20 protein-coding genes are annotated in these 24,055 nt (G+C 66.9%); 9 read left to right on the top strand and 11 right to left on the bottom strand.

Translation table 11 applies throughout. The annotated features are described in order from the left end of the window. Positions 1-152 precede the first annotated feature (152 nt). From QTI68_RS07110 to QTI68_RS07100, 3 genes are all read left to right on the top strand, one after another. Positions 153-749, top strand: a complete 597-nt coding sequence (locus QTI68_RS07110) for a TetR/AcrR family transcriptional regulator (RefSeq protein ID WP_286520594.1) — start codon at positions 153-155, stop codon at positions 747-749. Positions 750-851: 102 nt separating this feature from the next. Beyond that, positions 852-1,556, top strand: coding sequence for an SDR family oxidoreductase (locus QTI68_RS07105; RefSeq protein ID WP_286520592.1), 705 nt, complete (start codon positions 852-854; stop codon positions 1,554-1,556). A gap of 29 nt (positions 1,557-1,585) precedes the next feature. Continuing rightward, on the top strand, positions 1,586-3,016 hold the full coding sequence (locus tag QTI68_RS07100) for an MFS transporter (protein ID WP_286520590.1): 1,431 nt from the start codon (positions 1,586-1,588) through the stop codon (positions 3,014-3,016). On the opposite strand, the gene QTI68_RS07095 is transcribed toward QTI68_RS07100, so the two are convergent. Further along, positions 3,013-4,122 (bottom strand): OmpA family protein, encoded by a 1,110-nt coding sequence (locus QTI68_RS07095; RefSeq protein WP_286520589.1) that lies wholly within the window; start codon positions 4,120-4,122, stop codon positions 3,013-3,015. The two genes, QTI68_RS07100 and QTI68_RS07095, sit on opposite strands and share 4 nt — an antisense overlap. A 324-nt stretch (positions 4,123-4,446) precedes the next feature. Here QTI68_RS07095 and QTI68_RS07090 point away from each other — a divergent pair, with 324 nt between their 5' ends. Further along, on the top strand, positions 4,447-5,613 hold the full coding sequence (locus QTI68_RS07090) for a hypothetical protein (RefSeq protein WP_286520588.1): 1,167 nt from the start codon (positions 4,447-4,449) through the stop codon (positions 5,611-5,613). Positions 5,614-5,628: 15 nt separating this feature from the next. Here the strand turns inward: QTI68_RS07090 and QTI68_RS07085 are convergent, their stop codons facing one another. The 5 genes from QTI68_RS07085 to msrB all read right to left on the bottom strand — a co-directional run bounded on the left by QTI68_RS07085 (position 5,629) and on the right by msrB (position 8,407). After that, complete coding sequence (locus QTI68_RS07085; RefSeq protein WP_286520587.1) at positions 5,629-6,003, bottom strand: hydroxyisourate hydrolase; 375 nt, start codon at positions 6,001-6,003, stop codon at positions 5,629-5,631. Positions 6,004-6,107: 104 nt separating this feature from the next. Then, a complete protein-coding gene (locus QTI68_RS07080; RefSeq protein WP_286521537.1) occupies positions 6,108-6,467 on the bottom strand; it encodes a c-type cytochrome in 360 nt (119 codons plus the stop codon). Between the two features lie 41 nt (positions 6,468-6,508). Next, positions 6,509-7,078 carry a ferritin-like domain-containing protein gene (locus QTI68_RS07075; RefSeq protein ID WP_286520586.1) on the bottom strand — a complete coding sequence of 190 codons (570 nt, stop codon included), beginning with the start codon at positions 7,076-7,078 and terminating at the stop codon, positions 6,509-6,511. Positions 7,079-7,080: 2 nt separating this feature from the next. Next, the gene (locus QTI68_RS07070; RefSeq protein ID WP_286520585.1) at positions 7,081-7,806 is read right to left on the bottom strand and encodes an RNA polymerase sigma factor; all 726 of its coding nucleotides are present in this window, start codon (positions 7,804-7,806) and stop codon (positions 7,081-7,083) included. A 91-nt stretch (positions 7,807-7,897) separates the two neighbouring features. After that, on the bottom strand, positions 7,898-8,407 hold the full coding sequence (gene msrB / locus QTI68_RS07065; RefSeq protein ID WP_286520584.1) for a peptide-methionine (R)-S-oxide reductase MsrB: 510 nt from the start codon (positions 8,405-8,407) through the stop codon (positions 7,898-7,900). 181 nt (positions 8,408-8,588) lie between these two features. Here msrB and msrA point away from each other — a divergent pair, with 181 nt between their 5' ends. Next, positions 8,589-9,344 (top strand): peptide-methionine (S)-S-oxide reductase MsrA, encoded by a 756-nt coding sequence (gene msrA, locus QTI68_RS07060; protein WP_286520582.1) that lies wholly within the window; start codon positions 8,589-8,591, stop codon positions 9,342-9,344. Positions 9,345-9,375: 31 nt separating this feature from the next. Here the strand turns inward: msrA and QTI68_RS07055 are convergent, their stop codons facing one another. Genes QTI68_RS07055 through QTI68_RS07045 form a run of 3 tightly spaced genes read right to left on the bottom strand, consistent with a single transcriptional unit; the run spans position 9,376 to position 12,326 of the window. Beyond that, positions 9,376-10,224, bottom strand: coding sequence for a fumarylacetoacetate hydrolase family protein (locus tag QTI68_RS07055; RefSeq protein ID WP_286520581.1), 849 nt, complete (start codon positions 10,222-10,224; stop codon positions 9,376-9,378). A 52-nt stretch (positions 10,225-10,276) separates the two neighbouring features. After that, positions 10,277-11,776: a bifunctional 3-(3-hydroxy-phenyl)propionate/3-hydroxycinnamic acid hydroxylase MhpA gene (gene mhpA, locus QTI68_RS07050; protein ID WP_286520580.1), complete on the bottom strand. Its 1,500-nt coding sequence runs from the start codon at positions 11,774-11,776 to the stop codon at positions 10,277-10,279. Further along, positions 11,769-12,326: a VOC family protein gene (locus QTI68_RS07045; RefSeq protein ID WP_286520579.1), complete on the bottom strand. Its 558-nt coding sequence runs from the start codon at positions 12,324-12,326 to the stop codon at positions 11,769-11,771. The genes mhpA and QTI68_RS07045 overlap by 8 nt, the downstream gene beginning before the upstream one ends. A 148-nt stretch (positions 12,327-12,474) precedes the next feature. On the opposite strand from QTI68_RS07045, the gene QTI68_RS07040 reads away from it, so the two are divergent. Further along, a complete protein-coding gene (locus QTI68_RS07040) occupies positions 12,475-13,164 on the top strand; it encodes a glutathione S-transferase family protein (RefSeq protein ID WP_286520578.1) in 690 nt (229 codons plus the stop codon). A 10-nt stretch (positions 13,165-13,174) separates the two neighbouring features. Here the strand turns inward: QTI68_RS07040 and QTI68_RS07035 are convergent, their stop codons facing one another. After that, entirely contained in the window at positions 13,175-14,671 is a 1,497-nt protein-coding gene (locus tag QTI68_RS07035; protein WP_286520577.1) for a DASS family sodium-coupled anion symporter, read from the bottom strand. A 241-nt stretch (positions 14,672-14,912) separates the two neighbouring features. Between QTI68_RS07035 and QTI68_RS07030 the strand changes: the two genes are divergently transcribed. The 3 genes from QTI68_RS07030 to QTI68_RS07020 all read left to right on the top strand — a co-directional run bounded on the left by QTI68_RS07030 (position 14,913) and on the right by QTI68_RS07020 (position 23,618). Continuing rightward, a complete protein-coding gene (locus tag QTI68_RS07030) occupies positions 14,913-15,956 on the top strand; it encodes a catalase family peroxidase (protein ID WP_286520576.1) in 1,044 nt (347 codons plus the stop codon). Between the two features lie 95 nt (positions 15,957-16,051). After that, entirely contained in the window at positions 16,052-22,861 is a 6,810-nt protein-coding gene (locus QTI68_RS07025; protein ID WP_286520575.1) for a PAS domain-containing protein, read from the top strand. Between the two features lie 13 nt (positions 22,862-22,874). After that, positions 22,875-23,618: a response regulator gene (locus tag QTI68_RS07020; RefSeq protein ID WP_286520574.1), complete on the top strand. Its 744-nt coding sequence runs from the start codon at positions 22,875-22,877 to the stop codon at positions 23,616-23,618. Here the strand turns inward: QTI68_RS07020 and QTI68_RS07015 are convergent. Continuing rightward, positions 23,579-23,989, bottom strand: coding sequence for a response regulator transcription factor (locus QTI68_RS07015; RefSeq protein ID WP_286520573.1), 411 nt, complete (start codon positions 23,987-23,989; stop codon positions 23,579-23,581). The genes QTI68_RS07020 and QTI68_RS07015 overlap by 40 nt on opposite strands. Between the last annotated feature and the right edge of the window lie 66 nt (positions 23,990-24,055).

Raw genomic sequence — 24,055 nt, 5'->3', positions numbered from 1 at the left:
CACGGCGCGCAGGCGCTTGCACGTGGCGAAGTTTTTCAATGTAGCGACCGGGTCGGCGCTTGTCCAGTCCGGCGGTGCCGCGCAGATTGACAACCGGCAATCTGCAGAATATGATTACGATCATATTAATTCCGATTGGCACGAGCCTTTTTATGAGCCGCACCCCGAACAGCCGCAAGGAAGAAACCCACGAGCGCATCGTCGCCGTGGCTGCCCGCGCGATCCGGGAGCGCGGCTATGCCGGGGTGGGCGTGGCCGATGTCATGAAGGAAGCCGGCCTGACGCATGGCGGCTTCTATGCCCATTTCGATTCGCGCGACGCCCTGCTGGTCGAGGCACTCGAACGGGCGGGCCGCGAGAGCGCCGAGGCCGTGGCCCTCGCCGCCGAGCGGCGCGCCCGCAGGGGCGTGAGCGCATTCCGCGCGCTGGTCGAGACCTACCTGGCCGATTCGAACCTGGCATCGCTGGCGTGCGGCTGCCCCGTGGCTGCGCTCGGCTCCGACATGCCGCGGCAGTCCGAGGCCGTGCGCGAAGCCTCCGCCCACCGGGTACGGCGCCTGATCGCCGGCGTGCGCGGCGCCCTTCCAGACGCGCCACGCGCGGCTGCCGCGGCGGTGGCAGGCACCCTGGTCGGCGCACTGCAACTGGCGCGGGCGCTGGGCGACGGCGAAGAGGCGCGCGCGGTGCTGGCGGATGCGCGCAAGTCGCTGCTCGCGCAGTACGAGCCGCCCGCCGCCGCGACCCACTGAACCCCGCCGACTTTCTGCAATCGTCATGTCTTGCTTATTAATATGACATAGATCATATTGTTGTTCCCTCCCTCCACCCTCACTCGTCCCAAGGAAGCCATCATGAAAATCAGCAACGCCACCGTCCTCGTCACCGGCGCCAATCGCGGCATCGGCCTGGCCTTCACCCGTGAGCTGCTGGCGCGCGGCGCCCGCAAGGTCTACGCCGGCGCCCGCGATCCATCCAGCGTCACGCAGCCCGGCGTCGAGGCCATCCGGCTCGATGTCACGAAGCCCGACGAGGTCGCCGCGGCCGTGGCCCGCGCCGGCGACGTGACCCTGGTCATCAACAACGCCGGCGTCGCGCAGGTCGGCGGCTTCCTCGCGGCCGACAGCGAAGAGGTCGCGCGGCGCCAGTTCGAGACCAACTTCTTCGGCATGCTGCGCATGAGCAAGGCCTTCGCGCCGGTGCTGAAGGCCAACGGAGGCGGTGCGCTACTCAACGTGCTGTCGATCGTCTCGTGGATCAACGGCGGCCAGCTCGCCGGCTATGCGGCGACCAAATCGGCCGCCTGGTCGCTCACCAACTCGCTGCGCCACGAACTGGCGCCCCAGAACACGCAGGTCCTGGCGCTGCACATGGCCTTCGTCGACACCGACCTGGCGCGCGGACTCGAGGGCCCGAAGACCAGCCCCGAGGACATCGTCAAGAGCGCCCTCGATGGCCTCGAAGCCGGCCTCGACGAGGTGCTGGCCGACGACCGCACCCGGCTGGTCAAGCAGGGCCTGACGGCCGCCACGCCGAGCTACCTGCCGACGCGCGCCTGAGCGCCGGGCCGAATCCGACGGACGACACGATGACGATCGCCACCGCACCCACGGCTTCGGCTTCGGCCGGAGCCTCCCATCCACCCAAGGCCTCGCCCTGGCCGGTGTTCTGGGTCGCCAGCGTGGCGGCCTTCCTGGTCTCGCTCGACAGCACGATGCTGTATTCGGCCTTCGGCGCGCTGCGGACCGGTTTCCCGGACGCCAGCGCGGCCGAGATGTCGTGGGTGCTCAACGCCTACACGGTGGTCTATGCGGCCATGCTGATTCCCGCCGGCGGCCTGTCGGACGCCCACGGCCGCAAGCGGGTCTTCATGCTCGGCGTGACGCTGTTCATCGCCGCCTCGGCCGCCTGCGGACTGGCCGGCAGCGTCGGCTGGCTGATCGCCGCGCGGGTGCTGCAGGCGGTCGGCGCCGCGCTGCTGACGCCGGCGTCGCTGTCGATCGTGCTGGCGGCCTTTCCGCAGAGCAAGCGTGCAGTCACGGTCAGCCTGTGGGGCGCGGTGGGCGGCTTCGCTGCGGCGGTCGGGCCGAGCCTGGGTTCCTTCGTGATCCAGACCATCGGCTGGCCCTGGGCCTTCTTCATCAACCTGCCGATCGGGGCCCTGTCGCTCTGGTGCGGCGCCTACCTGCTGACCGAGTCGACGCGATCGGCCCACCGGACCAGGATCGACGGCGTCGGAATGAGCCTGCTGATCGTCGCCGTCGGTGCGCTGACGCTGGCGATCGTCGAGTCCGAATCGCCCGCCTGGTCGCGCGGGCAGTTGGCGGCGGTCGCGGCGACGGGCGCGATCGCGCTGGTGAGCTTCGTCATCTGGGCCCGCAACGCGCGCGCGCCGCTCATCGACCTGGCGCTGTTTCGCCACCCGACCTACAGCGCGGTCAATGCCGCGACGCTCACGTTCGGGATCGCGTTCGCGATGATGTTTTTCGCCTTCTTCTTCTACATGAGCAATGTCTGGCACTACAGCCAGGCGCTCGCCGGCCTGGCGATCGCGCCGGGACCGTTGATGGTGATTCCGGTGGCCATCGTCACCGGCCGGCTCGCCGGACGCTACGGCCATCGGCCGTTCCTGGTCGGCGGCGCCTTGCTGTTCGCCGCCACCGGCCTGTGGTTCCTGCTGGTACCCGGCACCGAGCCGGCCTATGCGACGCAGTGGCTGCCTGGCCTGTTCCTGAGCGGGGCCAGTGTCGGCCTGGTGATGCCCTCGCTGTCGGGCGCGGCGGTGAGCAAGCTGCCCGCCGCCCATTACGCGGTCGGCAGCGCGGTCAACCAGGCCACGCGCCAGATCGGCTCCGTGATCGGCGTCGCGATCACGGTGGTGCTGCTCGGCCACGGCGTGCTGCAGCGCGGCGACTTCGACGCCCTCTACAAGTGGCACATCGGCCTGGCGCTGCTGACGGCGCTGCTGTGCACGCTGGTCAATACCCGACCAGCGGCGGCGGCGACGACGCGCGGCTAGCCCGGCTGCTCGCCCGTGGCGCGGATCTCCACGCGGCGGTTCGGCTCGAAGCAGGCGATGAGCGCGGTGCGGGTCTTCGCCTTGCCCTGGGCCCTGCAATCGGCTTCGGTGACCTTCAACTCCGAGAAACTGCGGCCTTCGGTCGTGATGATGTTGGCCGGGACGCCTTGGGCGACCAGGTAGTCACGCACGGAGTTGGCCCGCGCCAGCGACAGGCGCTGGTTGAACTCGTTGCTGCCGATCGGGTCGGTGTGGCCGACGATGGAGATCGCGCGCAGCCGGATGCCCGAGGACTTGAGCTCCGCGAGCGTGTTGTCGATCCGGGTGCGGCCGGTGGGCGTCAGATCCGACTTGGCGAAGGCGAAGGTGCCGTCGGCCTTGAGCTCGAAGTTGCGCGCAGCCGGCGGCGGCGGGGGCGGCGGCGGCATCGGTGCCGGCATCGCCGCCGGCGGGGCCGGTCGCGCCACCTGCGGGGCCGGCCCGAACGGAATCTGCAGGCCCACCGAGAACAGCCAGTCGTTCATGCTCTGCCGGTTGGCAGTCAAACTGTTGTTGGCGTTGTCGACATAGCGATAGCGTGCGTCTGCCACCAGGCGGCCCCAGGAGGAAAACGGCCAGACGATGCCGACCCCCGCATTGGCCATGAAACTCGTGCGGCTGTCGTTGATTCCGAACGCCCGCTCCACCTTGTTGTCGATGGCGCCTATGCCGCCCACGAGATAGGGATGCACCTTGTTCGACTGCCAGCGGTCGATCCCCAGGCGGCTCCAGGGGAACCACTGCGCGTCGAGCGTGCCGCTCCAGTTCTTGTACTTGTTCGTGCTGTTGAAGACGCCGAAGTTGGTGCCGACGTTGCCGTCCAGTTCCTCGTACTGGCCACGCAGCTCGATGTTCCAACTCGGGCTGATCGGCTTGCCGATGGAGAAGCCTCCGCCCCAACCGTTGTCGGCATTGCGGTCACCGTCGGGATGCACGTAGGTGCCGAACGGCGTGATGTACCAGCGGTTGTCGAAGTACTGGTCCGGTGCGAAGGTGGTCTGCGCGAGGCAGGCACCATACGGAAGAGCCAGCGCGCAGCAAGCTGCGAAAGTGCGTCGGACGAACATGAAAGCCTCACTTTGCTGATGTTGATGAGAGCCCTCGGCCGGAGCCAGTGCTGTGAAGCACGATAGGTGCGCGCAAGTCTGCGGGCCTGCCTACACGCAACCGGGTGTGTCTCACTCGCGGCACGGCCACTTCCGGTTTCACTTCTTTCACGATGGAGCGAAACCATTTGCGCGGCGGCCACGCTGGTGCCGCTGCGAAGCAGCGCTTGCACCAAAGGGCAATTGCACCCCGGCGCCATCACCGCCAACATCGGTTTCCTCGGCAGCCGCGGTGCGCGCAGGCGGCATGGCCGTGCTGTGCTCGAACAACAGGAGTGGCAGCGCATGCGCGTCTCGTTCAACAGGCACGGTCCGTTCTATCGCTTGCAGCGCCGTCTCGGCCTGCTGACCGACACCGATCTCGCGGCGGGTCGCCGTGCCGCGCTGTTCGTGGCCGTGGGGTGGATTCCCGCACTGGTCCTGGCCGCGTTCCAGGGCTTTGCCATCGATGCGCATCCGGAGCGCGCCATCTTGCTCGACTACAGCGCCTATGCGTACGCGTTCGCCATCGTGGCCTTCGTGTTGATGGAGCAGAGCTCGGACCAGCGCATGGCGCAGCTGGTCGGTCAATTCGAGGACCGGGGCATCGTGCCGCCGACATCGCGCAGCGGCTTTGCCAAGGCCCGCGCGAACATGGAAAGGCGCACCGGATCGTGGCTGGCCGAAGGCCTGATCCTCGTGCTGGCCTACCTGCTGTCCTGGCTGTGGCTCACCAAGGCCCCGATGGCTGCCGCTGGCGGCACATGGCACGGGCGCATGGTCGACGGCACCCTCCAACCGACCCTGGCCGGCTGGTGGGCCATGCTGGTCGCGCTGCCGCTGTACTGGTTCCTGCTCGGGCGCTGGCTGTGGCGCTTCGTGACATGGGGCTTGATGCTGTATGAGATCGCGCGCTGCGACATGCGCCTGGTCGCGACGCATCCCGATCGCTGCGGCGGACTCGCCTTCATGGGGCAGTACCCGAAGACCTACGTCCTGTTCGTGTTGGCCGAAAGCACGGTGGTGTCCGCCACGGTTCTCAAGCTGGTGGTGCACGGCGATGCCAGCCTGATGGGTTTCAAGTTTGCCCTGATCGGCATGATCGTCTTCTTCGCCATTGCCTTCGTCGCGCCGCTCGCGGTCTTCGCGCCCCGGCTCGTGGCGCTGAAGCACGCCGGTCTGGCGCACTACGGCTCGCTGGCCAGCCAGCACAACATCGCCTTCGAGAAGAAGTGGATCTCCGCGACCAGGGCACTACCGGCCGAAGAGATGCTGGGCTCGCCCGACCCGTCGTCGATGGCCGACTTCGCAGCCGGCTACGAACTGATCAAGCGCATGCTTCCGGTGCCGGTCACCCTGGAGAGCGTCATGCCGATCGTCCTTGCGGCGGTGCTTCCGCTGATTTGCGTGGCAGCCACGCAGATACCCCTTGCGCAGATCCTCGAGCAGGTCAAGACCCTGCTGCCTGTTTGAAGCAGGCCGGCAAGCTCAGGCGGCGCCGCGAAAGCAGGAGAGCCCCCAGGGGGTGAGCTTGACCGGCAGGTGGTAGTGCTGCGAAGGATCGGCCAGGCCGAAGCGGAAACACTGCACGTCCATGAAGGCCGGCTCGGGAAGCGCCTGTCCGCGCGCCCGGTAGTAGTCGCCCACGTGCAGCCGCATCTCGTAGACACCGATGTCGAACAGTTGGGCCTGCCCCTCGATGCCGTCCACCACGCCGTTGCGCCCCACCTTGCCGGCGACCAGCGGCTCCCAGCGCTCGGGCCGACCGCGTTCGCCGGTTTCCCTGCGCAGGACCTCGACCCGCATGCCGACCGCAACCACCCCGTTGGCCACGTCAACGACGTGGATCGACACAGCTTGCATTCTCGCTCCTTGCCTCCAGGCGCATGACGCGCGACAGGAGCGAATTTAACGGATGCCGGCGCGGTGCCGTCGGATGGGGCCGGTCGATTTTTCTCGGTGCGCCTTCAGGGCTGCGCCTTCGAGAGTGCGGCGCACGCCGGCGTCCCGTTGGCCTGCTTGAGATAGGCGATCAGGTCGGCGCGCTCGGCCGGGTCCGCGATCCCGGCATAGGTCATCGAGCTGCCGGGCACAGCCGCCAGGGGCATGGCGAGGAAGCGGTCGAGGGTGGCGTCGTTCCAGACGATGCGCGACTTCTTCATCGCCTCCGAGTAGTCGAAGCCGGGCACGCTGCCGGCCAGCCGGCCGAACAGTCCGCAGTGGTGCGGACCGACCCGGTCGGTGGCCAGTGCATGGCAGGCCTGGCAGCGGGCATAGACCTGTTCGCCGCGCAGCGCGTCCGGTGCGGCCTGCGCGGGCGCACCCATCCACGCGGCCAGCAGGCTGGCCGCCAATCGGCTGCAGGGCTTCACGACACGAAGGCCGACGGGACGGGCGCCTCGCCGATGGCCTGGCGCAGCACGGCCCAGTGCATCGCCTCGTCGCCGAGGATGCTGGCAGCGGCCTTGGCGAGGTCGGGGTTGCCGAACAACGGAACGGCGCCGAGGTAGGCGCTGACCGCGCCTTGCTCGAGGCGGGCGGCGAAGCGCAGCACGTCGGCCTGCGTCTTCAGCTGCTGCACCGGAAAGTCGTAGTTCGGCTTGGGCGTGGCCGGCTTGCCGCCCAGCGTGACGACCGTCTTGGCCAGCAACTCTGCATGCTCCTTGTGGTGGCCCTGGAAGGTCAGCGCCAGCGCGAGCGTCGGCTTCTCCAGCAGCTTGCTCTCGGCGCCCAGCTGGTAGGCGGCGATCGCCTCGAGTTCCGCACCCAGGGCGGTGTTGAGGATCTGGACGTCGTTGCCCGTCGCGCCGTCGGACTTGGCGGCCAGCGCGTCCTGCCCGGACAGCAGCGCGACCGCGCTCCCGGACAGGAGCAGGCCGGACTGGCCGAGGAACAGGCGCCGGGCGGCGATCGGGGCGGGCATTTGAAAGAACGACATGGCTAGTCTCCTGGTAGGTTGGGGTCGATGACGGGCGGGTGAGCAGCGGCGGCAACTTCGGCGAGCACGTGCGCCACGATGCGGTCGCAGCGCGCACCGTCGAACGAGAACGCATCGCCGAGCGCGACGTCGAGATCGCGCGAGAGGCCCTCGCGCAACAGGCTCCGGGCGCGGAAGAAGCGGATTCGCACCGTGGCTTCCGCAAGCTGCAGCATGGCCGCGGTCTCGGCGACGCTCAGTTCCTGGACCGCGCGCAGCATGAACACCGTGCGGTAGCTGTCCGGAAGCCGATCGATGCGGGCCTCCATGAGTCGTCGAATCTCGTCCCGCATGGCCAGTCCTTCGGGTCGGTCGCAGGGATCGTCCGCCATCCAGGGGGCGTCGCCATCGTCGGCGCCGATGGCGGTGTCCAGCGGAATCACCTGCGCGCTGCGCCGGCGCAGGCGTCCCAGCGATTCATTGATGACGATCCGGCTGAGCCAGGTGGCGAGCTGCGCGTCGTCGCGAAAGGTGCCGATCGCGCGCCAGGCACCGAGATAGGCGTCCTGCAGTGCGTCTTCGGCATCGTCGTCGCTCTTGAGGATGCCGCGCGCGATGCGAAACAGCAGCTGGTTGTGGCGTCGCATGATGCGCTCGAAGGCGGCCGCGTCGCCGCGTGCGGCCTGCAAGGCGAGTTCGTGGTCGGAGGCGGACTCCGGGGCGATGGGGTGGGGGGCGGTGTGTGGCATGGCTTCCTGCCCCATTAGATGGGGCGATGAAGCCGGGCGTTTCAGTTTTTTCCGGGCAAGCTCCCCGCCCGCTGCGGGGCCCCGAAGCCGATCAGGCCGCGGCCGGCGTGAACTTGAGCGCCACGCCGTTCATGCAGTAGCGCAGCCCGGTCGGCTTCGGCCCATCGTCGAACACATGGCCCAGGTGGCCGCCGCAGCGGCGGCAGTGAACCGCGGTGCGCACCATGCCGAAGGTCTTGTCCTCGGTCTGGCCGACGGCGTTCGGCAATGGCTGCCAGAAGCTCGGCCAGCCGGTTCCGCTGTCGAACTTGGTCTTCGAGGAAAAGGCGTCGAGGCTGCAGCCGGCGCAGGCGAAGACACCGGCACGGTGCTCGTCGTTCAGCGGACTGGAATAGGGTCGCTCGGTTCCCTCCTTGCGCAGCACGGCGTACTGGCTGGGCGTGAGCAGCTTGCGCCACTCCTCGTCGGTGTGGGTCACCTCGAACTTCGCCGGCTCCGCCGCGATGGCGGAGCGCGAGCTCCAGCCCAGCGCGTTGGCGATCGCCAGGCCAAGCGTGGAGCTGCCGGCCAGCAGGGCAAAGCGTCTTCCTTGGGGGCGCATGGTCGTTCCTTTGCAAATCAGTGCATCCGACACATAGTTCGTCGTGCGTCGGTCGGCGGTTACAGCCGGGGCCGCGACAACTTTCACGCCATGGGTGTAACCGGGAACCCGCGGCTCGCGAACTCACATCGAGCGGGACAGGCTCCCGAACGCAACCAACCCAGCGAAGGACGACGCCAGCATGAACAAGCCATCCACCCCCCCTGCGCCGCGTTTCGCCGGCGGCGCCTTCTTTTCGCGCCGTGCCGCCCTGGGCGCGGTCGCCGTTCTCGCCGGAGCGGCCGCCTTTCGGGTCGTCCCGTCGCTGGCGGCCGAGAGCGCAGTGGTGATTCCGGTGCCGGCCGACGACGCCGCGGCCGCGACCGCAGCGACCGAAACCGCCGTCGTTGCCGGTGGCTGCTTCTGGGGCGTGCAGGGCGTGTTCCAGCACGTGAAGGGCGTGACCAACGCGGTCTCCGGCTATGCCGGCGGCGACGAGAAGACCGCCAAATACGAGTCGGTGGGATCCGGGCGCACTGGCCATGCCGAAGCGGTGGCGATCACCTACGACCCGAAGCAGATCAGCTACGGGCGCATCCTGCAGATCTATTTCTCGGTGGCCCACAACCCGACCGAGCTCAACCGGCAGGGTCCGGACCACGGCACGCAGTACCGCTCGACGATCTTCGCGCAGAACGCGGAGCAGGCCAGGGTCGCCAAGGCCTATATCGAGCAGCTCGACAAGGCCAAGAGCTTCGGCCAGCCGATCGCGACGACCATCGAACTGCAGAAGCGCTTCTTCCCGGCGGAGGCCTACCACCAGGACTATCTGACGCGCAACCCGACGCAGCCGTACATCGTCTTCAACGACCTGCCCAAGATCGAGAACTTGAAGAAGGTGTTCCCGGATCGCTACCGCGCCGAGCCGGTGCTCGTCGGCGGCCGCACCGCCGGTTGAGCAACCCCTGCGTCGCCGTTGCGGCGCAGGCCTATTCGGCCCGGATGCCGTTGCGCAGGATGCCGATGGCGTCGACCTCGATCTCCACGATGTCGCCGGGCTTCATCCAGACCGGCGGCGTGCGCTTGGCACCGACGCCGCCGGGCGTGCCGGTCACGAGCACGTCGCCGGCGGCCAGCGGCGTGAAGGCCGAGATGTGGGCGATCTGGCGCGGGATGCTGTGGATCAGCTTGTCGGTGGTGGTGCGCTGCATCTCCTGGCCATTGAGTCGGGTCACCAGGGTCATCACCTGGCCATCGCGGATCTCGTCGCGCGTCACCATCCAGGGGCCGAAGCCGCCGGTGCGCCAGAAGTTCTTGCCCGCGGTCCATTGCGGCGTGGCCGATTGCCAGTCGCGGATGCTGCCGTCGTTGTAGCAGGCGTAGCCGGCGATGTGATCCCAGGCGTCCTGCTCGGCGATCCGGCGGCCTGCCTTGCCGATCACGACGGCGATCTCGCCTTCGTAGTCCAGCCGGGTCGACTCGGGCGGCAGCACGATGTCCTCGCCATGGGCGAGCTGCGACTCCGCCACGCGCAGGAAGAGGGTCGGCTGCTCGGTGATCTCGCGGCCGGTCTCGCGCACATGCTCGCCGTAGTTGAGCCCGACGCAGACGATCTTGCCCGGGTTGGGAATCACCGGCAGCAGCCGGACCTCGTCGAGCTTCGGCCCTGGCTCGGCGGCAGCGACGACCCGGCCCGCCTCGCCCAGCAGGCCGGCAGCGATCAGCGCCTTCAGGTCGGCGGCGCGCTCGCCGAAGGCCCGGCGCAGGTCGACGACGCGGTCGCCGACGACCGCGCCATAGCTGTCGGCGCCGTTGTGTTGGTAGCTGATGAGTTTCATGGAATGCCTCTGTGTGCAGGTGGATCGGATGGGTGTGTGCCTGGCCGCGGGTTCATGGCGCGACCGGCAGGTATTGCGAGATGCGATCGAGGTCCGTCCCCGTGCGCGCCACGCCGACGATGTAGCGGTCGGGCCGCAGGATCACGGCCTGGGCCTCGTGGGCCTGCAGCCAGCGGTCGAGCAAGGTGTCGGGCCGGTCGATGACGATGGCGCCGGCGCGGCGCCAGCGCTCGGCCGTGGCCGGAGCGGCCGCTGCCAGGGCCCCGGCCCGGCCGATCACCGCGCTGCGCCGTCCGAGCAATTCGTCGAGCAGGCGGCCATCGTCGAGGCGCGGTTGCGGAAACGGCCGGCCGGCTGGCGTGCCGGGCGTGGCATCGAAGGCCCCGGCGCCGAGCAACTGGGGGGGCAGCTCGAAGATCTCGGGCTGGGCGGTACGGAATCTGGCGTCGCGCTGGGCGGCGAGTTCGGGGTCGGTGGTCTGGATGATGTTGCCCAGGCGCACCGCCAGTTCGATCAGCGCCCGCACGTGCGGCGCGCGTTCGGACTCGTAGCTGTCCAGCAGCGCGGGCGGCGCCCCGTGCTTCAGCACGGCCTCGAGCTTCCACGCCAGGTTGGCGGCGTCTCGCAGGCCGGCGCACATGCCCTGGCCGAGGAAAGGCGGCGTCTGGTGGCAGGCGTCGCCGGCCAGCAGCAGGCGGCCCTGGCGCCAGCCTTCGGCAATGACGGAGTGGAAGGTGTAGATGGCGGCGCGCTCCAGTCGCGCCTGGTCGGGCCGCACCCAGGGGGCGACCATGCGCCACAGCGCGGCGGGTTGCACCATCGCGTCCCTGTCATCGTCCGGCAGGACCATGATCTCCCAGCGCCGCCGGCGGCCGACCACGTTGCAGTAGGTCATCGGCCGGGCCGGGTCGCAGTGCTGCACGGTATGGGTGGGCAGGGCGACGTCTTCCTCGAGCACGACATCGAACACCAGCCAGGGCTGCTTCAGGCCGAGGTCGACCATCCGGCTGCCCATGTGCTGGCGCACCGGCGAGCGCGCGCCATCGCAGCCGACCACGAAGCGGGCGCGGACGGCGGCGGTCTGCCCGTCGTCGAGGTTGCGCACCGTCAGCGTCGCGGCGTCCTCGTCCTGGGCCACGCCGACCACCTCGTGGCGCAGCCGTAGCTGCACGTCGGGGTAGCGCGCCAGCCCGGCGCGCAGGACGGCTTCGAGCTCCGGCTGGTGGAAGTAGTAGTTGTTGGCGCAGCCGTGCGGGCCCAGCGCCGCCGTGCCGCCGCGGATCAGCATGGTCTCGCCGGCCGCGTTCACGAAGTGCATGCCCTGCTCGCCGGCCCGGGCGATGGCCAGGGCCGGCTCGCGCAGCCCCGCGGCCTGGAGGATGCGCAGCACCTCGCCGTCGAAATGGATGGCCCGCGGGAGCGGGAAGATGCCGCCTTCCTTCTCGAGCACCAGCACCGACAGGCCGGCGGCGCCCAGAAGGTTAGCCAGGGTCGCGCCGGTCGGCCCGAGGCCGACGATCGCCACGTCGTGCACGCGCGCGGGCTCAGCCACGCTGGTCTTCCTGCATCCGGCGCGCCACGTCGGCCTGCCATTGCGCGCGGCTCATGAATTTCGGCAAGCGCTTGGCGATGGCTTCGGCTTGCGCGAGGATGGCCTCGTCCGAGCGTGACAGGTCGATCGGCTCGCGCAGCGGCTGCTCGCAGTACCAGGGCGTGTCGACGAACAGCTCCAGCCGGTTGCCCTCGGGATCCCGGCAGTAGACCGACACGGCGTTGCCGTGCGTGACCGGGTGCATGTCCAGCGCGCCTTCGGCCAGCAGGCGGTCGTGGAACAGGCGCAGCGTGGCGATGTCGGGGACGCGGAAGGAGATCTGGTTGACGACGTTGAAGCCGATCTCCCGGGGCCGTCCCGTGGCCAGCACCAGTTGGTGATGCTCGGACGGGTCGCGGCTCAGGAACACCAGCTGGACCGGCCCGAGGTCGCCGGCGTCGGTCTCGGTGAATCGCAGGGCCCGCTTGTAGAAGGCGGCCATCCGCGGCAAGTCGGTCACGTAGAGCCCCATGTGGCTGAACTGCAGCTGCGACGGGTTCTGTTCTGGCATGGGTTGTCTCCTGGAGAAAAATCTCGGCGATCTGTCGGCGATTGTTCGGATAAATTATGCATTGATTATCATAAAGTGACAATACACAAGTATTTTGCTTGCCGCCTGGCTTGACAACTTGCCGGATTCGCACACGATGCGGGTCGCCATGACCGCCCTCACGCTGCACTACCACCCCCTGTCGTCCTGCTGCCAGAAGGTGCTGATCGCGATCGACCTGCTCGGGGTCGAGGTCGACAAGCGGCTGCTCGACCTGGGCAACCCCGCCGAGCGCGACGCCTGGCTGGCCTTGTGGCCCACCGGCAAGATGCCGCTGCTCGTGGACCAGGGGCGGCCGGTGCCCGAATCGAGCATCATCATCGAGCACCTGCAGCACAGCCACGCCGCTGGCGGCCGTACGCTCATTCCGCATGACGCCGCCGACGCGCTCGACGTGCGCCTGTGGGATCGCCTCTTCGACCTCTACGTGATGACGCCAATGCAGGCGTTCACGGCCGACCTGCTCAAGCCCGAAGGCGACCGCGATCCGCGCAGCGTGGCCCGGGCGCGGGACACCCTGTCGATGGCCTACGCCATGATCGACCGCCGCCTCGAGGGTCGGACCTGGGTTGCTGGCGACGCGTTCAGCATGGCCGATTGCGCTGCGGCGCCGGCCTTGTTCTATGCCGCGACCTACCTGCCGCTGCCGCCGCAGCGGGTGCAACTGTCGGCCTACTTCGAGCGCTTGATGGATCACCCGTCGGTCGCGGCCGTGATCGACCAGGCGCGGCCCTATTTCAAGTTCTATCCGGGGCGGGCTGGCCTGTCGCGCCGGTTCTTCGACCCGACGGCCGCCTGAGCGAGGGCCTTCAGGTCCAGCCGAGCCAGTGCCAGTAGGTGACGGCGAACAGCAGCATCAGCGCATAGCCCGCGATCGTGATCGGCACGCCGACGCGCGCGAACTGCTTGCCGTTGAAGGTCTCGGTGCCCAGGCAGACCATGTTCTGGGGCGCGTTGATCGGCAGGATGAAGCCGAAGCTCACCGTGAAGCCGAGCAGCATGGTCATGCCGACCTTGTTGATGTCACCCGGCAGGGTCTGCAGCACCGAGATCAGGATCGGCAGCAGCGCCGCGGTGAGGGCGGTGGCGCTGGCGAAGCCCAGGTGGATGACGATCAGGAAAGCCGACAGGATCGCGAACACCATCACCGGCCCCTGCGTGGCCAGCCCCGAATGCGCGACCACGAAGCGGCCCAGCCACTGGCCCGCCTGCGTCGACAGCAGCGCCGTGCCCAGGCTGATGCCGACGCCGAAGACGATCAGCGTGCCCCAGGGGATGCGCCCCTGCAGCGATTTCCAGTCCATCACGCCGAGCCGCGGCAGCATCAGGACCACCAGGCCGACATAGGTGATCGAGGCGGTGTCGATGTCATGCAGCTTGCCCTCGGTGGCCCAGAACAGCAGCAGGCCGACCGACACCGCGGCCAGCCGCTTCTGCGGACCGGTCATCGGGCCCAGGGCCTCCAGGTCGCTCTGCACGGCTTCCTTGCCGCCGGCGATCGCCTCTGATTCGGGCGGCAGCAGCCAGCGGACCATGAAGTACAGCACGATCGACATCACGACGGCCCACGGCGCGCCGGCGATCAGCCATTGCAGCCAGCTGACGCGCTCGCCGAGCAGCTTGTCCATGAAGCCGACCGTGAGCAGGTTCTGCGCCGCCGCGGTCTGGATGCCGACGTTCCAGACGCTGGTGGCCATGGCCACGGTGATCATGATGCCGGCGGCGATGTTTGAGCGGCGGTCGACCCCGAAGGCAACGATCACGCCCATCATGATTGGCACCACGCAGGCGCTGCGCGCGGTGGCGCTCGGCACCACCAGCGACAGCACGATGGTGACCATGATGCTGCCGATCAGGATGCGCCGGGTGGTGGTGCCGATGATCGACAGCGTGACCAGCGCGATGCGCCGGTCGAGGCCGGTGATGGTCATGGCGGCGGCGATGCACAGGGCGGCGCCCACCAGCGCCAGCGCCGTGCTCGAGAAGCCCGCGAGCGCCATGCCCAGGGCCTGCGAGGTGCCGTAGAGGCGGGAAGGGTCGCCGACCTGCGGCGCCAGCCCGACCAGCGCCGCCATCAGCGAGGTGATCATGATGGCACTGGCTTCGTAGCTCACCGACTCGCTGATCCAGACGATGATCGCGAACACCAGGATGGCCAGCATGCGGTGCCCGGCGACCGGCAGGCCGTCCGGCAAGGGGAGGGCCAGCACGGCCACCATGGCCAGCGCGGCGAGGTAGAGGCCCCAGGGCGGCGGCTTGCGTGCGGTTGTGGCTTGTTGGCCCGGATCGTTGGTGGCAAGGCTCATCGACGGACCCCCTCCCGCGGGCCGGGTCGATCTTGGCGCAAGCGCGACAGGATGACAACCTGGTCGATCGTGACCTTCGCTTCCTTCACCAGCGACCAGGCCCTGTGCCTCTGTTCGCTGGTGCCAGTCTGCATCCACGGAATGCAGCGTGAATTCGCCAAAACACACTCGTTCCATCAAAGACGCCAATAGCCGACCCTGAAAAGATCCACATCACTTCATTCACCATCAAAGGGGCTATATGCGCGACCAGGACAAAGACTCCGAGAGCACACTCTGCCTTCGCGCAGCGCAACTTGGTGCCGGGACTGCCATGGCGATCGCCGGGCTCATGGCGGCGGCCTCGCCTGTCGAGGCAGGTGCTGCCCCCGAGTCTGTAATTCCAAATCAGTCCCCTGGCGATCTCGTCGATGCGTTGCACTCTGCATTCGGCGTGCACCGCGCCCGCGCTGTCCATGCCAAGGGCGTCATCCTTCGAGGAACCTTCAGCCCGGACCCTGGTGCCGGGTCGCTGTCGAAAGCAACGATCTTTGCGCGCGGACCGTTGCCGATGACCGTACGGTTTTCCGACTTCACAGGCATTCCCGACATTCCAGACACCATTCCGGAAGCCAACCCACGCGGCTTTGCGGTCAAGGTGAAAGCAAGAGACGGCGAGGAATTCGATATCGTCAGCCATAGCTACAACGGCTTCCCGACGTCGACGAGCGACGAGTTTGCCGCCTTGCTGCGCAGCATTGGCGCATCGGGGGGCGATGCACCCCATCCCACGGCGGTGGAGCGATTCCTGGCGGACCATCCGGTCGCCAAGACGTTCCTGACCAGTCAGAAGCCGCCCCCGGTCTCGTATGCGACGGCCGCCTATTTTGGTGTCAACTCGTTCAAGTTCACCAACGCTGCCGGCAAATCGGTCTTCGTCCGATACCGCTTCGTGCCGCGCGACGGCGAGCACTACCTGACGACGGAGGAGTTGAAAGCGAAGGGGCCGGGCTACCTGCGCGACGAACTGTCCCTACGGCTGGCCAAAGGCGCCATTGCCTTCGACTGGTTCGCTCAAATTGCCGACGACGGCGACAAGATTGAGGATCCTTCCATCGCATGGCCCGACGAGCGAAAACTGGTCAAGCTGGGGACACTTGCCGTCGCGACGCTCGCGGATGATGCAGCAACCGACAAAGCGACGCTCTTTCTGCCCGGCGTGCCGCATGCAGGCATCGAGGCCGCGGACCCGATGCTCAAGCTCCGTACCAGCGCCTACCCCCTATCGTTCGGGGGGCGCCAGTAAGGCCTTGACCGCGTTTTGTGTCAGCTGACATCCGTCGTTCAAAGAAATCAGCGTCCGATAGGCTATTCGTCGGGAAATTCGCGTCCAATCCGGGCATGGACGACCCTCCCGTTCAAATCCTGAGCCGTGCCGCCGCGGCCTCCGCGACGGAGATTCAGCTGCACGACGATGGCGACACGAGCCTCATCCGCCACTCGGACGTCGCTGCGGGTCGGTACGTTCTTCGCCGCACGCGCGTGCATCCGAGCTTGGCGTCGCTCCAGCGGTTGCAGCATGAGTTCCTGTTGCGCGAGCGCCTGCAAACGTCCTGGGCCACCGTTCCCTATGCGCTGGTTGCCACCGATGAACGGCAGGAACTGCGCATGACGGACCCTGGAGGCGCAGTGCTCGAGCACGCCATCGGAGAGCCTTGGGAGATCGAGCGCTTTCTGCGCGTTGCGGTGGGGGTCGCCGAAGCGCTTCGACGATCACACGACGCCGGACTCGTTCACAGGGATCTTCGTCCCGTCAACGTGTTCGTCGACATGTCCAGCGGGCGCGCCTGGCTCAGCGGCTTCGCCAACGCGGCCGCTTCGTACGGCAATCTATCGACGGCTTCAGGTTCAGAGGAAGGCCCCGGCACCTCGGCGCTGTCCCACGCGTCGCCCGAAATCAGCGGGCGAATCAACCACAGCGTCGACTCCCGCAGCGACCTCTATTCGCTCGGCGTCCTCTTCTATCAACTATTGACGGGGCGATTGCCCTTTCTCTCCACGGACGCTCGCGAACTGATCCACGCGCACCTCGCCAAGCCGCCACAGGCGCCGACGACGATCGTGGAAGGCGTGCCGCCGATGCTGGAACGCATCGTGCTCAAGCTGCTGTCCAAGGCTGCGGAGGACCGATACCAAAGCGCGGCGGGGGTCGAAGCAGACCTGCGCCTGTCCATGCACGCCTGGTCGACGCGCAGGCAGATCGATGACTTTGTGCTGGCCTCATCGGAGAGCCGCAGTCGACTGCGTGTACCGGAGCGACTCTATGGACGGGATCGCGAGTTGGCAGCGCTGCGAAATGCACTCACGAAGGCGGCTTCGCAGGACCGGGTCAAGATCGTCCTCCTGTCCGGGTACTCGGGCATTGGCAAATCGGCCCTCGTCGCCGAGTTTCAGCGATCGGTGCCCGCGGGGAGCGGATTTTTCGCCTCAGGCAAGGCGGATCAGTATCGATCGGAGGTGCCCCATGCCACCTTGGCGCAGGCCCTTCAGGCCCTCGTGAAGCCGCTGCTTGCCCTGCCTCCCATCGAGCGTGAAGCCTGGCAAACACGGCTGAACGAGGCCGTGCTGGCCAACGGTCGGATCATCGCGAACATGGCGCCCCAACTGCTAGAGCTTCTCGGTCCCCAGCAATCACTGCCGGATCTGTCGCCTCGCGACCATCAGGTCCAATTCCAGACGACGCTGACCCGGTTTCTCAAAGTCTTCGGCTCGGAACCGTTGCCATTCATCCTGTTTCTGGATGACCTCCAATGGACGGACAGCGCGACGCTGGAGTCCATCGACCACGCCTTGCTCGCCGAGTCCGGCCTGAAGCTGCTGCTCATATGCGCCTACAGAAGCAACGAGATCGAATCCAATCGTCCGCTGGCTGCCTGGCTGGAAAGACTGCGAACCCGGATGGCGGACGTCGAGGAGATATTCCTCGCGCCGCTGCTGGCCGGAGAAATCGGCAACCTGGTCGGCGACACGCTGGCCCGCACGCCGGAGACTTGTGCCGAAGTCGCGCAATTGGTGTATCGGGCCAGCGCCGGAAACCCCTTCTTTGCCACGCAGTTCATCAGCGGGCTCTCGGACGAAGGGCTCTTCGAGCGACGCAACGATTCGGGCGACTGGGTCTGGGACGTGGCACGCCTTCGCATCCATTCCCATCAAGCCGACTTGCCTGCGCTGATGATCGAACGGATCCGCAAGCTGCCGGCCACAACCCGCAAGGCCGTGAAGCTACTCGCGTGCCTCGGCATCCGCAGTCCGGCGGCGACCCTGGCGCATGTGGCCGGGTCGACCCAGGATGATCTGCACGAGGCGCTGTGGCCCGCCGTCATTGGAGGCCTGTGCCTCCGATCACCGGGCGAGTATCGATTTCTCCATGACCGCGTTCAGGAAGCCGCCTATGCAATGATCCCGCACGATCGGCGCGCGGCGGAGCACCTCGAGATCGCCCGTCGCCTGCGCGGGATGGCGATGGCCGCCTCCGATCGCACCGGGGACGCAGGCGGCTTCGACCTCGTGCGGCAGTTCAACCTCGGAGCTGTCGCATTGGGATCGCAGGCGGAACGCGACGAGGTCGCCGGGTTGAACCTGAAGGCGGCGCGAAACGCACTGACGGCGACGGCGCATGCCGCGGCCCGCGGCTTCGCAAAGGCAGGCATCGGTCTGCTGGGCCCAGAGGGTCACGTGCGGCAGCGACGCATCAGCTTCGAGCTCGAACTGACTTGCGCGGAAAGCGATTTCCTCGCGGGTCTGGTCGAGCCCGCCGAGCGTGCGCTGCGCCGCCTCATCCGGGGCGAACGCACCCCTCTGGAAAGCGCAGCCATAGGAGGACGGCTGATCGAACTCTACGTCGTGAGTTCTCGCTACACCGAAGCTGCGGAGCAGACGGTCAGTTGCCTGAAGCGCCTCGGGGTCGATATCGATCTCCACCCGCCGGTCGAGGAGGTGGACCGCACATTTGCCGAAACGATGGCGCTGCTCTCGACGCGCCCCATCGAAGGGCTTGTCGACCTGCCTGTGTCATCGGATCCCGAGGTCGCAGCGGCCATGAAGGTGCTGGGTGAGATTTTTTCTTTCTCCTACTTCACCGACGCGGGACTCGTGGTCATGCATCTCTGCCGGATGGTGCGGCTGACGTTGCAGCACGGGTTGACGCCGGCGTCGGCGCAGGGATTCGCCTGGTTCGGCGTCATGATCGGCCAACACTTCGGTCGCTACCTGGAGGGCTATCGGTTTGCGGAGCTGGCGCGCTGCATCGTCGACAAGCACGGCTTCGCCGCGAGCGAGGCGAAGACCGTCCTTGCGTTGCAGCTCGCAAGCGTCTGGGCGAAACCGATTTCCGTCGCTGTCGACACCGGCCGCGCGGCACTTGCGGCTGGCATGGACCGCGGCGACATCGCCGTCGCCTGCTGGGCCTGTCACCACACCGTCAACGATCTTCTGGTCCGAGGCGACCGTCTCGAAGACGTTGCAAGGGAAATCGAGGGTCATCTCGAGTTCGTTCGCCGCGCGCAGTTCCGCGACGTCGTCGATGAACTTGTCACGCAACAGCGTTTCGTGGCGGCATTGAGGGGCCTCACGCCGGAACTCGGCACCTTCGATGGCGAGGGCTTCGAGGAAGCCGAATTCGAGTCGAGCCTCGTCGATGGGCGCATGCCGACTTTGGCTTTCTGGTACTGGGTCTTCAAGGGCCAACTTCGGTTCATCGCCGGAAGGTTCGAGGAAGCCCGCGAAGCGCTTCGAAAGGCAACACCCTGGATGTCCTCGGCCGTCCAGAGCCAGCTGGTCAACTACCACCTGTACTCGGCGCTCGCCGCCGGCGCCGGAACGGGTATTTCGACACCGAAGGCGAGGGCGCTGACCTGCGCCACCGTCATGGCGCACCTTCAACGGCTCAGGGCTTGGCGTGTCTGCAATCCTGCAACCTTCGCGGACAAGAGCGAACTGGTCGAGGCTGAACTTGCGCGCTGCGAGGGCCGGGACCTGGATGCCGAGCTCCATTTCGAGGAGGCCGTTCGCCTCGCGCGCGCCAATGCGTGCACCTGGACCGAAGCATTGGCCAACGAGATGGCAGCGAGGTTTCATGCCGCAAGGGGCCTGGCCTCAGTCGCGCAGACCTACCTGCGTCAGGCGCACTCCGCGTACATCCGGTGGGACGCCGGCGGCAAGGTCAAAGTCATCGAGCGCGAAAACCCCTGGCTCTTCGAGAACGCGCCTGTGGGGGCGGTCGACCCGTCGCGCACATTCGTCGGATCGCTCGACCTCGAAACGGTCATCGCCGTCTCGGAGGCCATTTCCAGCGAGATCGACTCGGAACGCCTCATCGAAACCCTGATGCGGGTGGCGCTCGAGCACGCCGGCGCCCAGCGTGGACTGCTGTTCCTGCGCGGCCCGGGCGGCATGCAGTTCGAGGCACAGGCGGAGGTTCTCGGCGAGAGCGTCCGGGTCGCGCGTTCCGATGGCATGAATCCGGAGGTGCCCCGGCCGGCGTCGGTGCTGGAGATCGTGACGAAGAAGCTTCAAGCCGTCCTTCTCGACAATGCATGCCATTCGCCGGATCACGCAGGGGAGACCTATTTCCAGCAACGGGGCACGCGGTCCGTGCTGTGCCTGCCGTTGCTCGAGCAAGCGCGCCTGGCCGGAGTGCTTTATCTCGAGAACGACTTGATCACCGGCGCCTTCACCAGCAAGCGCATTGCAGTGCTCAGGCTGGTGGCTGCGCAAGCGGCCATCGCGCTGGAAAAAGCCCGGCTTTATCGCGAACTGAAACGCGAGAACCACGAACGCCAACTCGCGGAGGAGAGCGCCGAACGGACCGCGCGTGCGCTCCGCGAAAGCGAGGGGCGGTTCCGCGCGATGGTGGATGCCACGCCTGACGTCATATGGATCATGGAGACCGAGCCGGAGCGCGTGCTGTACGCAAGTCCCAGCTTCGAGCGCATATGGGGTGTCAGCCTGGAACGGCTCTACCAGGATCCGCGCCTATGGATGGAGGGCATCCATCCGGACGATAGATCCGGTGTTCGCGCCGCCTTCGGTGAATGGGTGCTATCGGACGGCCGTGCAGGCTGGAACGTCGAATTCCGGGTGCTCCCGCCCTCGGGATGCATTCGCTGGATCCATGAGCGTGGTGTCTTCCTGCGCGAGGAAAGCAACGGGCCGCGACGGGTCAGCGGCATCTCCTCGGATGTGACCGAACAACGGAGCGCGGTGCTTGCATTGCAGCAATCGGAAAGACGCCACTCGCTGGCCATGGAAGCTGCGCGCGACGGGCACTGGGACTGGATCGCCGAGACGGATGAGTACTACGCTTCGCCGCGGATGCTCGAGATCTACGGCTTTCCCCCTGATACTCGCTTCAATGGAAGGCAGGACTTTCTCGAGCGCTTTCCTTTCCATCCCGACGACCGTCCCCGATGGGAGGCGGCGGTGGCTGAGCACTTCGCGAGCGGAAGATCCCGCTTCGAGATCGAGCTCAGGTTGCTTCGCCATGGCGAGGTGCGCTGGATCCATACGAATGGGCTGCTGTCCCGCGATGACCAGGGTCGACCCAGGCGGTACACGGGTTCGGTCAGCGACATCACCGAGCGGAAGGCCGGGGAGGCCGCCCTGCGTGAGTCCGAAGAACGCTTTGCCCTTGCGACGGAGGGATCCAACGACGGATTGTGGGACTGGGACATGCGCACGGACCGGATGTTCCTGTCCCATCGCGCGCAGCATCTCTATGGCCTCGAGCACGGTGCCCTGATACGGCCGCGGGCTGAATGGGGCGCGATGGTGAGCCTCCACCCAGACGACGAGCAACGTCAGAACCAACTGCTCCGCGACTACCTGGACCGCCAAGTCGCCAGCTACGACAGCGAATGGCGCATCCTGCACCCAGATGGCGTCTATCGCTGGATCCGGCTTCGGGGCGTCTGCCTGCGCGACGACGAAGGTCAGCCGACACGCATGGCAGGATCGGTCAGTGACGTGGATGCACGTCGGCGCACGGAAGCCGCGATCCAGCAGATGCAAAGACTTGAGGCAGTGGGCACGCTCGCGGGCGGCGTGGCCCACGACTTCAACAACATCCTGGCGGTCATCCTCGGCTTCGGCGAAGCATCCATGAAGAACACGCGGCCAGGCAGCAGAATGCGCCGCGATCTGGAACGAATCCTGTCGGCCGGGGAGCGGGGGCGTGCCCTGGTGGAGCGCATCCTTACGTTCAGTCGCAGCAGTGTCGGCGCGCGCGTCGTGGTGCACGTCGAAAGCGTCGTTGCGGAGTCATTGGCGATGCTGGAGGCCATGCGCCCATCGCATGTGGAAGTGACCGCGCGGCTGGGCTCCGGCAGCGCGACCATGATCGGAGACCCCACCCAGGTCCACCAGCTCCTGATGAACCTCGCGACCAATGGCATCCAGGCGATGCGGTCCTCCGGGTGCCTGAAGATCGAGCTGTCGTGCGCATCCATCCAGGAGGAAAGGATGGCCACCACGGGGCCGTTGGCGCCGGGCGACTACATCGTGCTGTCCGTGCGCGACAACGGTGCAGGGATCGACCCAAGCATTCGAGACCGGATATTCGATCCGTTCTTCACGACGAAGGACGTCGGCACCGGCACGGGGCTCGGTCTTTCGCTCGTCCATGGCATCGTCACTGAACTTGGCGGCGCGATCGACGTGTCGACCGAACTCGATGTTGGCAGCTGCTTCAATGCATACCTGCCGCGCGCGGGCGAGAGGGCAGCGCCGTACGAGCAACGGTCGGTCCCTGCGGCACGGGGCAACAACGAGCGCGTCCTGATCGTCGACGACGAGGAGCCCCTCGTCCAGTTGACCAGCGACATGCTGTCGGAGCTCGGCTATCGACCCGCAGCCTACACTTCGGCTGAACTGGCGGTGGAGGCCCTTCGACAGGACGCCGGGTCCTTCGATGCAATCATCACTGACTTTCGGATGCCCCATATGTCCGGCATGGAATTCATCGATGCCGTGAGAGGCTTGGACGTGAAGGTGCCGATTCTCCTGATGAGTGGGTTCCTGGCCGGATCGACTGCTGAAAAGGCCCGCAAGTTGGGCGCCGACGTCATTCTTGCAAAGCCGCTTTCGCGGCGCGATCTCGCCCTGGCCCTCTCGGACGCGTTGCGGGTCGTTCCGCGGTCCGAGCCAGCATCATGAAAGGTGGCCCGTCATGCAGGCCTTGACCTCGACATCGCCCGCCCATGTGATCGCCGTCGATGACGATCCCCATGTGCTCGACCTCATCAGCAGCTACCTTGGCGACCATGACTTTCGCGTGAGCACGGCAACGAACGAGAGCGAGATGACCGGGTTGATGGCCCGGGACTCGGCAGACATTGTTGTCCTGGACCTTCGGCTCGCACGAGAGGACGGGCTCCAGATTGCCCGCCGCCTTCGCGAGCGCTCCAAGATCCCGATCATCATATTGACCGGCCGGCTCGACGAGGCAGATCGGGTCATGGGCCTCGAACTGGGTGCCGACGACTATGTCACCAAGCCATTCTCGCCCCGAGAACTTCTGGCACGCGTTCGCGCATTGTTGCGCCGAACCCGAATGCACGAGCGGATGTCCGACACGCTCGCAAGCGTGCGGGCCTATCGCTTCGCCGGCTGGGAGCTCAACATCCGATTGCGGCGATTGACTTCCCCGCTCCAACGCACGGTGACGTTGAGCAACAGCGAGTTCAACCTGCTGGTCGCGTTCCTCACCGCCCCGCGGACCGTACTGGATCGCGAGCGACTGCTCGAATCGTCCCGGCTTTACAACGCGGAAGTGTTCGATCGGGCCATCGACGTTCAAGTCGGGCGCCTGCGCAGGAAGATCGAGCCTGATCCGAAATCGCCGACATTCATTCTCACGGCGCGCGGCAAGGGCTATTCGTTCGAAGCTCTCGTCGATGTGCTGCGGGGCTGACTCCTGGCCTTTCCCCGCATGGTCAGCGACTGCCGGACCGCGGCGAGCAGTTGACGTTGGGTGAATGGCTTCGGAAGGACCGCGGCCACGCCGAGTTCGGTGGCGAGTTGTACCGAGCCGCCCTGGCCTGCGCGAAACCTCGCCGACAGCAGCAGGACCGGGATGTTCGAATGCGTCTGAAGAAGCCGGACGAGAAGTGGCGAGGCAGCGCGGGGGTTCGCGACGTCAGCGACTATGAGGTCGACTGCACCGATCGTGGAAGACACGGAATGCAGCTCGACGACATGACGCGCATCGCCAAGCCACCTTCGCACGAGTTCGCGCACGAGCTGGTCTCCCTCGATCACCGCAATGCGGCGCGCATTGGTCATTTCGTCGGGTTCCCCTTGGTCTCAGGTCGCATTGAACCTCAGTTGGGTGCTTCCAGTCCGGCAAAG

Source organism: Variovorax sp. J31P207 (assembly GCF_030316965.1).
Classification (GTDB): Bacteria; Pseudomonadota; Gammaproteobacteria; order Burkholderiales; family Burkholderiaceae_C; genus Variovorax; species Variovorax ginsengisoli_B.
This window is presented reverse-complemented; position numbering and strand designations above follow the sequence as displayed.

Coding starts and splice junctions, on each gene's coding strand:
- QTI68_RS07110 (WP_286520594.1), top strand. CDS start 153: ATGAGCCGCACCCCGAACAGCCGCAAGGAAGAAACCCACGAGCGCATC.
- QTI68_RS07105 (WP_286520592.1), top strand. CDS start 852: ATGAAAATCAGCAACGCCACCGTCCTCGTCACCGGCGCCAATCGCGGC.
- QTI68_RS07045 (WP_286520579.1), bottom strand. CDS start 12,326: ATGCCAGAACAGAACCCGTCGCAGCTGCAGTTCAGCCACATGGGGCTC.
- QTI68_RS07080 (WP_286521537.1), bottom strand. CDS start 6,467: ATGGGTGCGCCCGCGCAGGCCGCACCGGACGCGCTGCGCGGCGAACAG.
- QTI68_RS07040 (WP_286520578.1), top strand. CDS start 12,475: ATGACCGCCCTCACGCTGCACTACCACCCCCTGTCGTCCTGCTGCCAG.
- QTI68_RS07020 (WP_286520574.1), top strand. CDS start 22,875: ATGCAGGCCTTGACCTCGACATCGCCCGCCCATGTGATCGCCGTCGAT.
- QTI68_RS07015 (WP_286520573.1), bottom strand. CDS start 23,989: ATGACCAATGCGCGCCGCATTGCGGTGATCGAGGGAGACCAGCTCGTG.
- QTI68_RS07100 (WP_286520590.1), top strand. CDS start 1,586: ATGACGATCGCCACCGCACCCACGGCTTCGGCTTCGGCCGGAGCCTCC.
- QTI68_RS07035 (WP_286520577.1), bottom strand. CDS start 14,671: ATGAGCCTTGCCACCAACGATCCGGGCCAACAAGCCACAACCGCACGC.
- QTI68_RS07090 (WP_286520588.1), top strand. CDS start 4,447: ATGCGCGTCTCGTTCAACAGGCACGGTCCGTTCTATCGCTTGCAGCGC.
- QTI68_RS07075 (WP_286520586.1), bottom strand. CDS start 7,078: ATGTCGTTCTTTCAAATGCCCGCCCCGATCGCCGCCCGGCGCCTGTTC.
- QTI68_RS07095 (WP_286520589.1), bottom strand. CDS start 4,122: ATGTTCGTCCGACGCACTTTCGCAGCTTGCTGCGCGCTGGCTCTTCCG.
- QTI68_RS07055 (WP_286520581.1), bottom strand. CDS start 10,224: ATGAAACTCATCAGCTACCAACACAACGGCGCCGACAGCTATGGCGCG.
- QTI68_RS07070 (WP_286520585.1), bottom strand. CDS start 7,806: ATGCCACACACCGCCCCCCACCCCATCGCCCCGGAGTCCGCCTCCGAC.
- msrA (WP_286520582.1), top strand. CDS start 8,589: ATGAACAAGCCATCCACCCCCCCTGCGCCGCGTTTCGCCGGCGGCGCC.
- QTI68_RS07025 (WP_286520575.1), top strand. CDS start 16,052: ATGGACGACCCTCCCGTTCAAATCCTGAGCCGTGCCGCCGCGGCCTCC.
- QTI68_RS07085 (WP_286520587.1), bottom strand. CDS start 6,003: ATGCAAGCTGTGTCGATCCACGTCGTTGACGTGGCCAACGGGGTGGTT.
- msrB (WP_286520584.1), bottom strand. CDS start 8,407: ATGCGCCCCCAAGGAAGACGCTTTGCCCTGCTGGCCGGCAGCTCCACG.
- QTI68_RS07030 (WP_286520576.1), top strand. CDS start 14,913: ATGCGCGACCAGGACAAAGACTCCGAGAGCACACTCTGCCTTCGCGCA.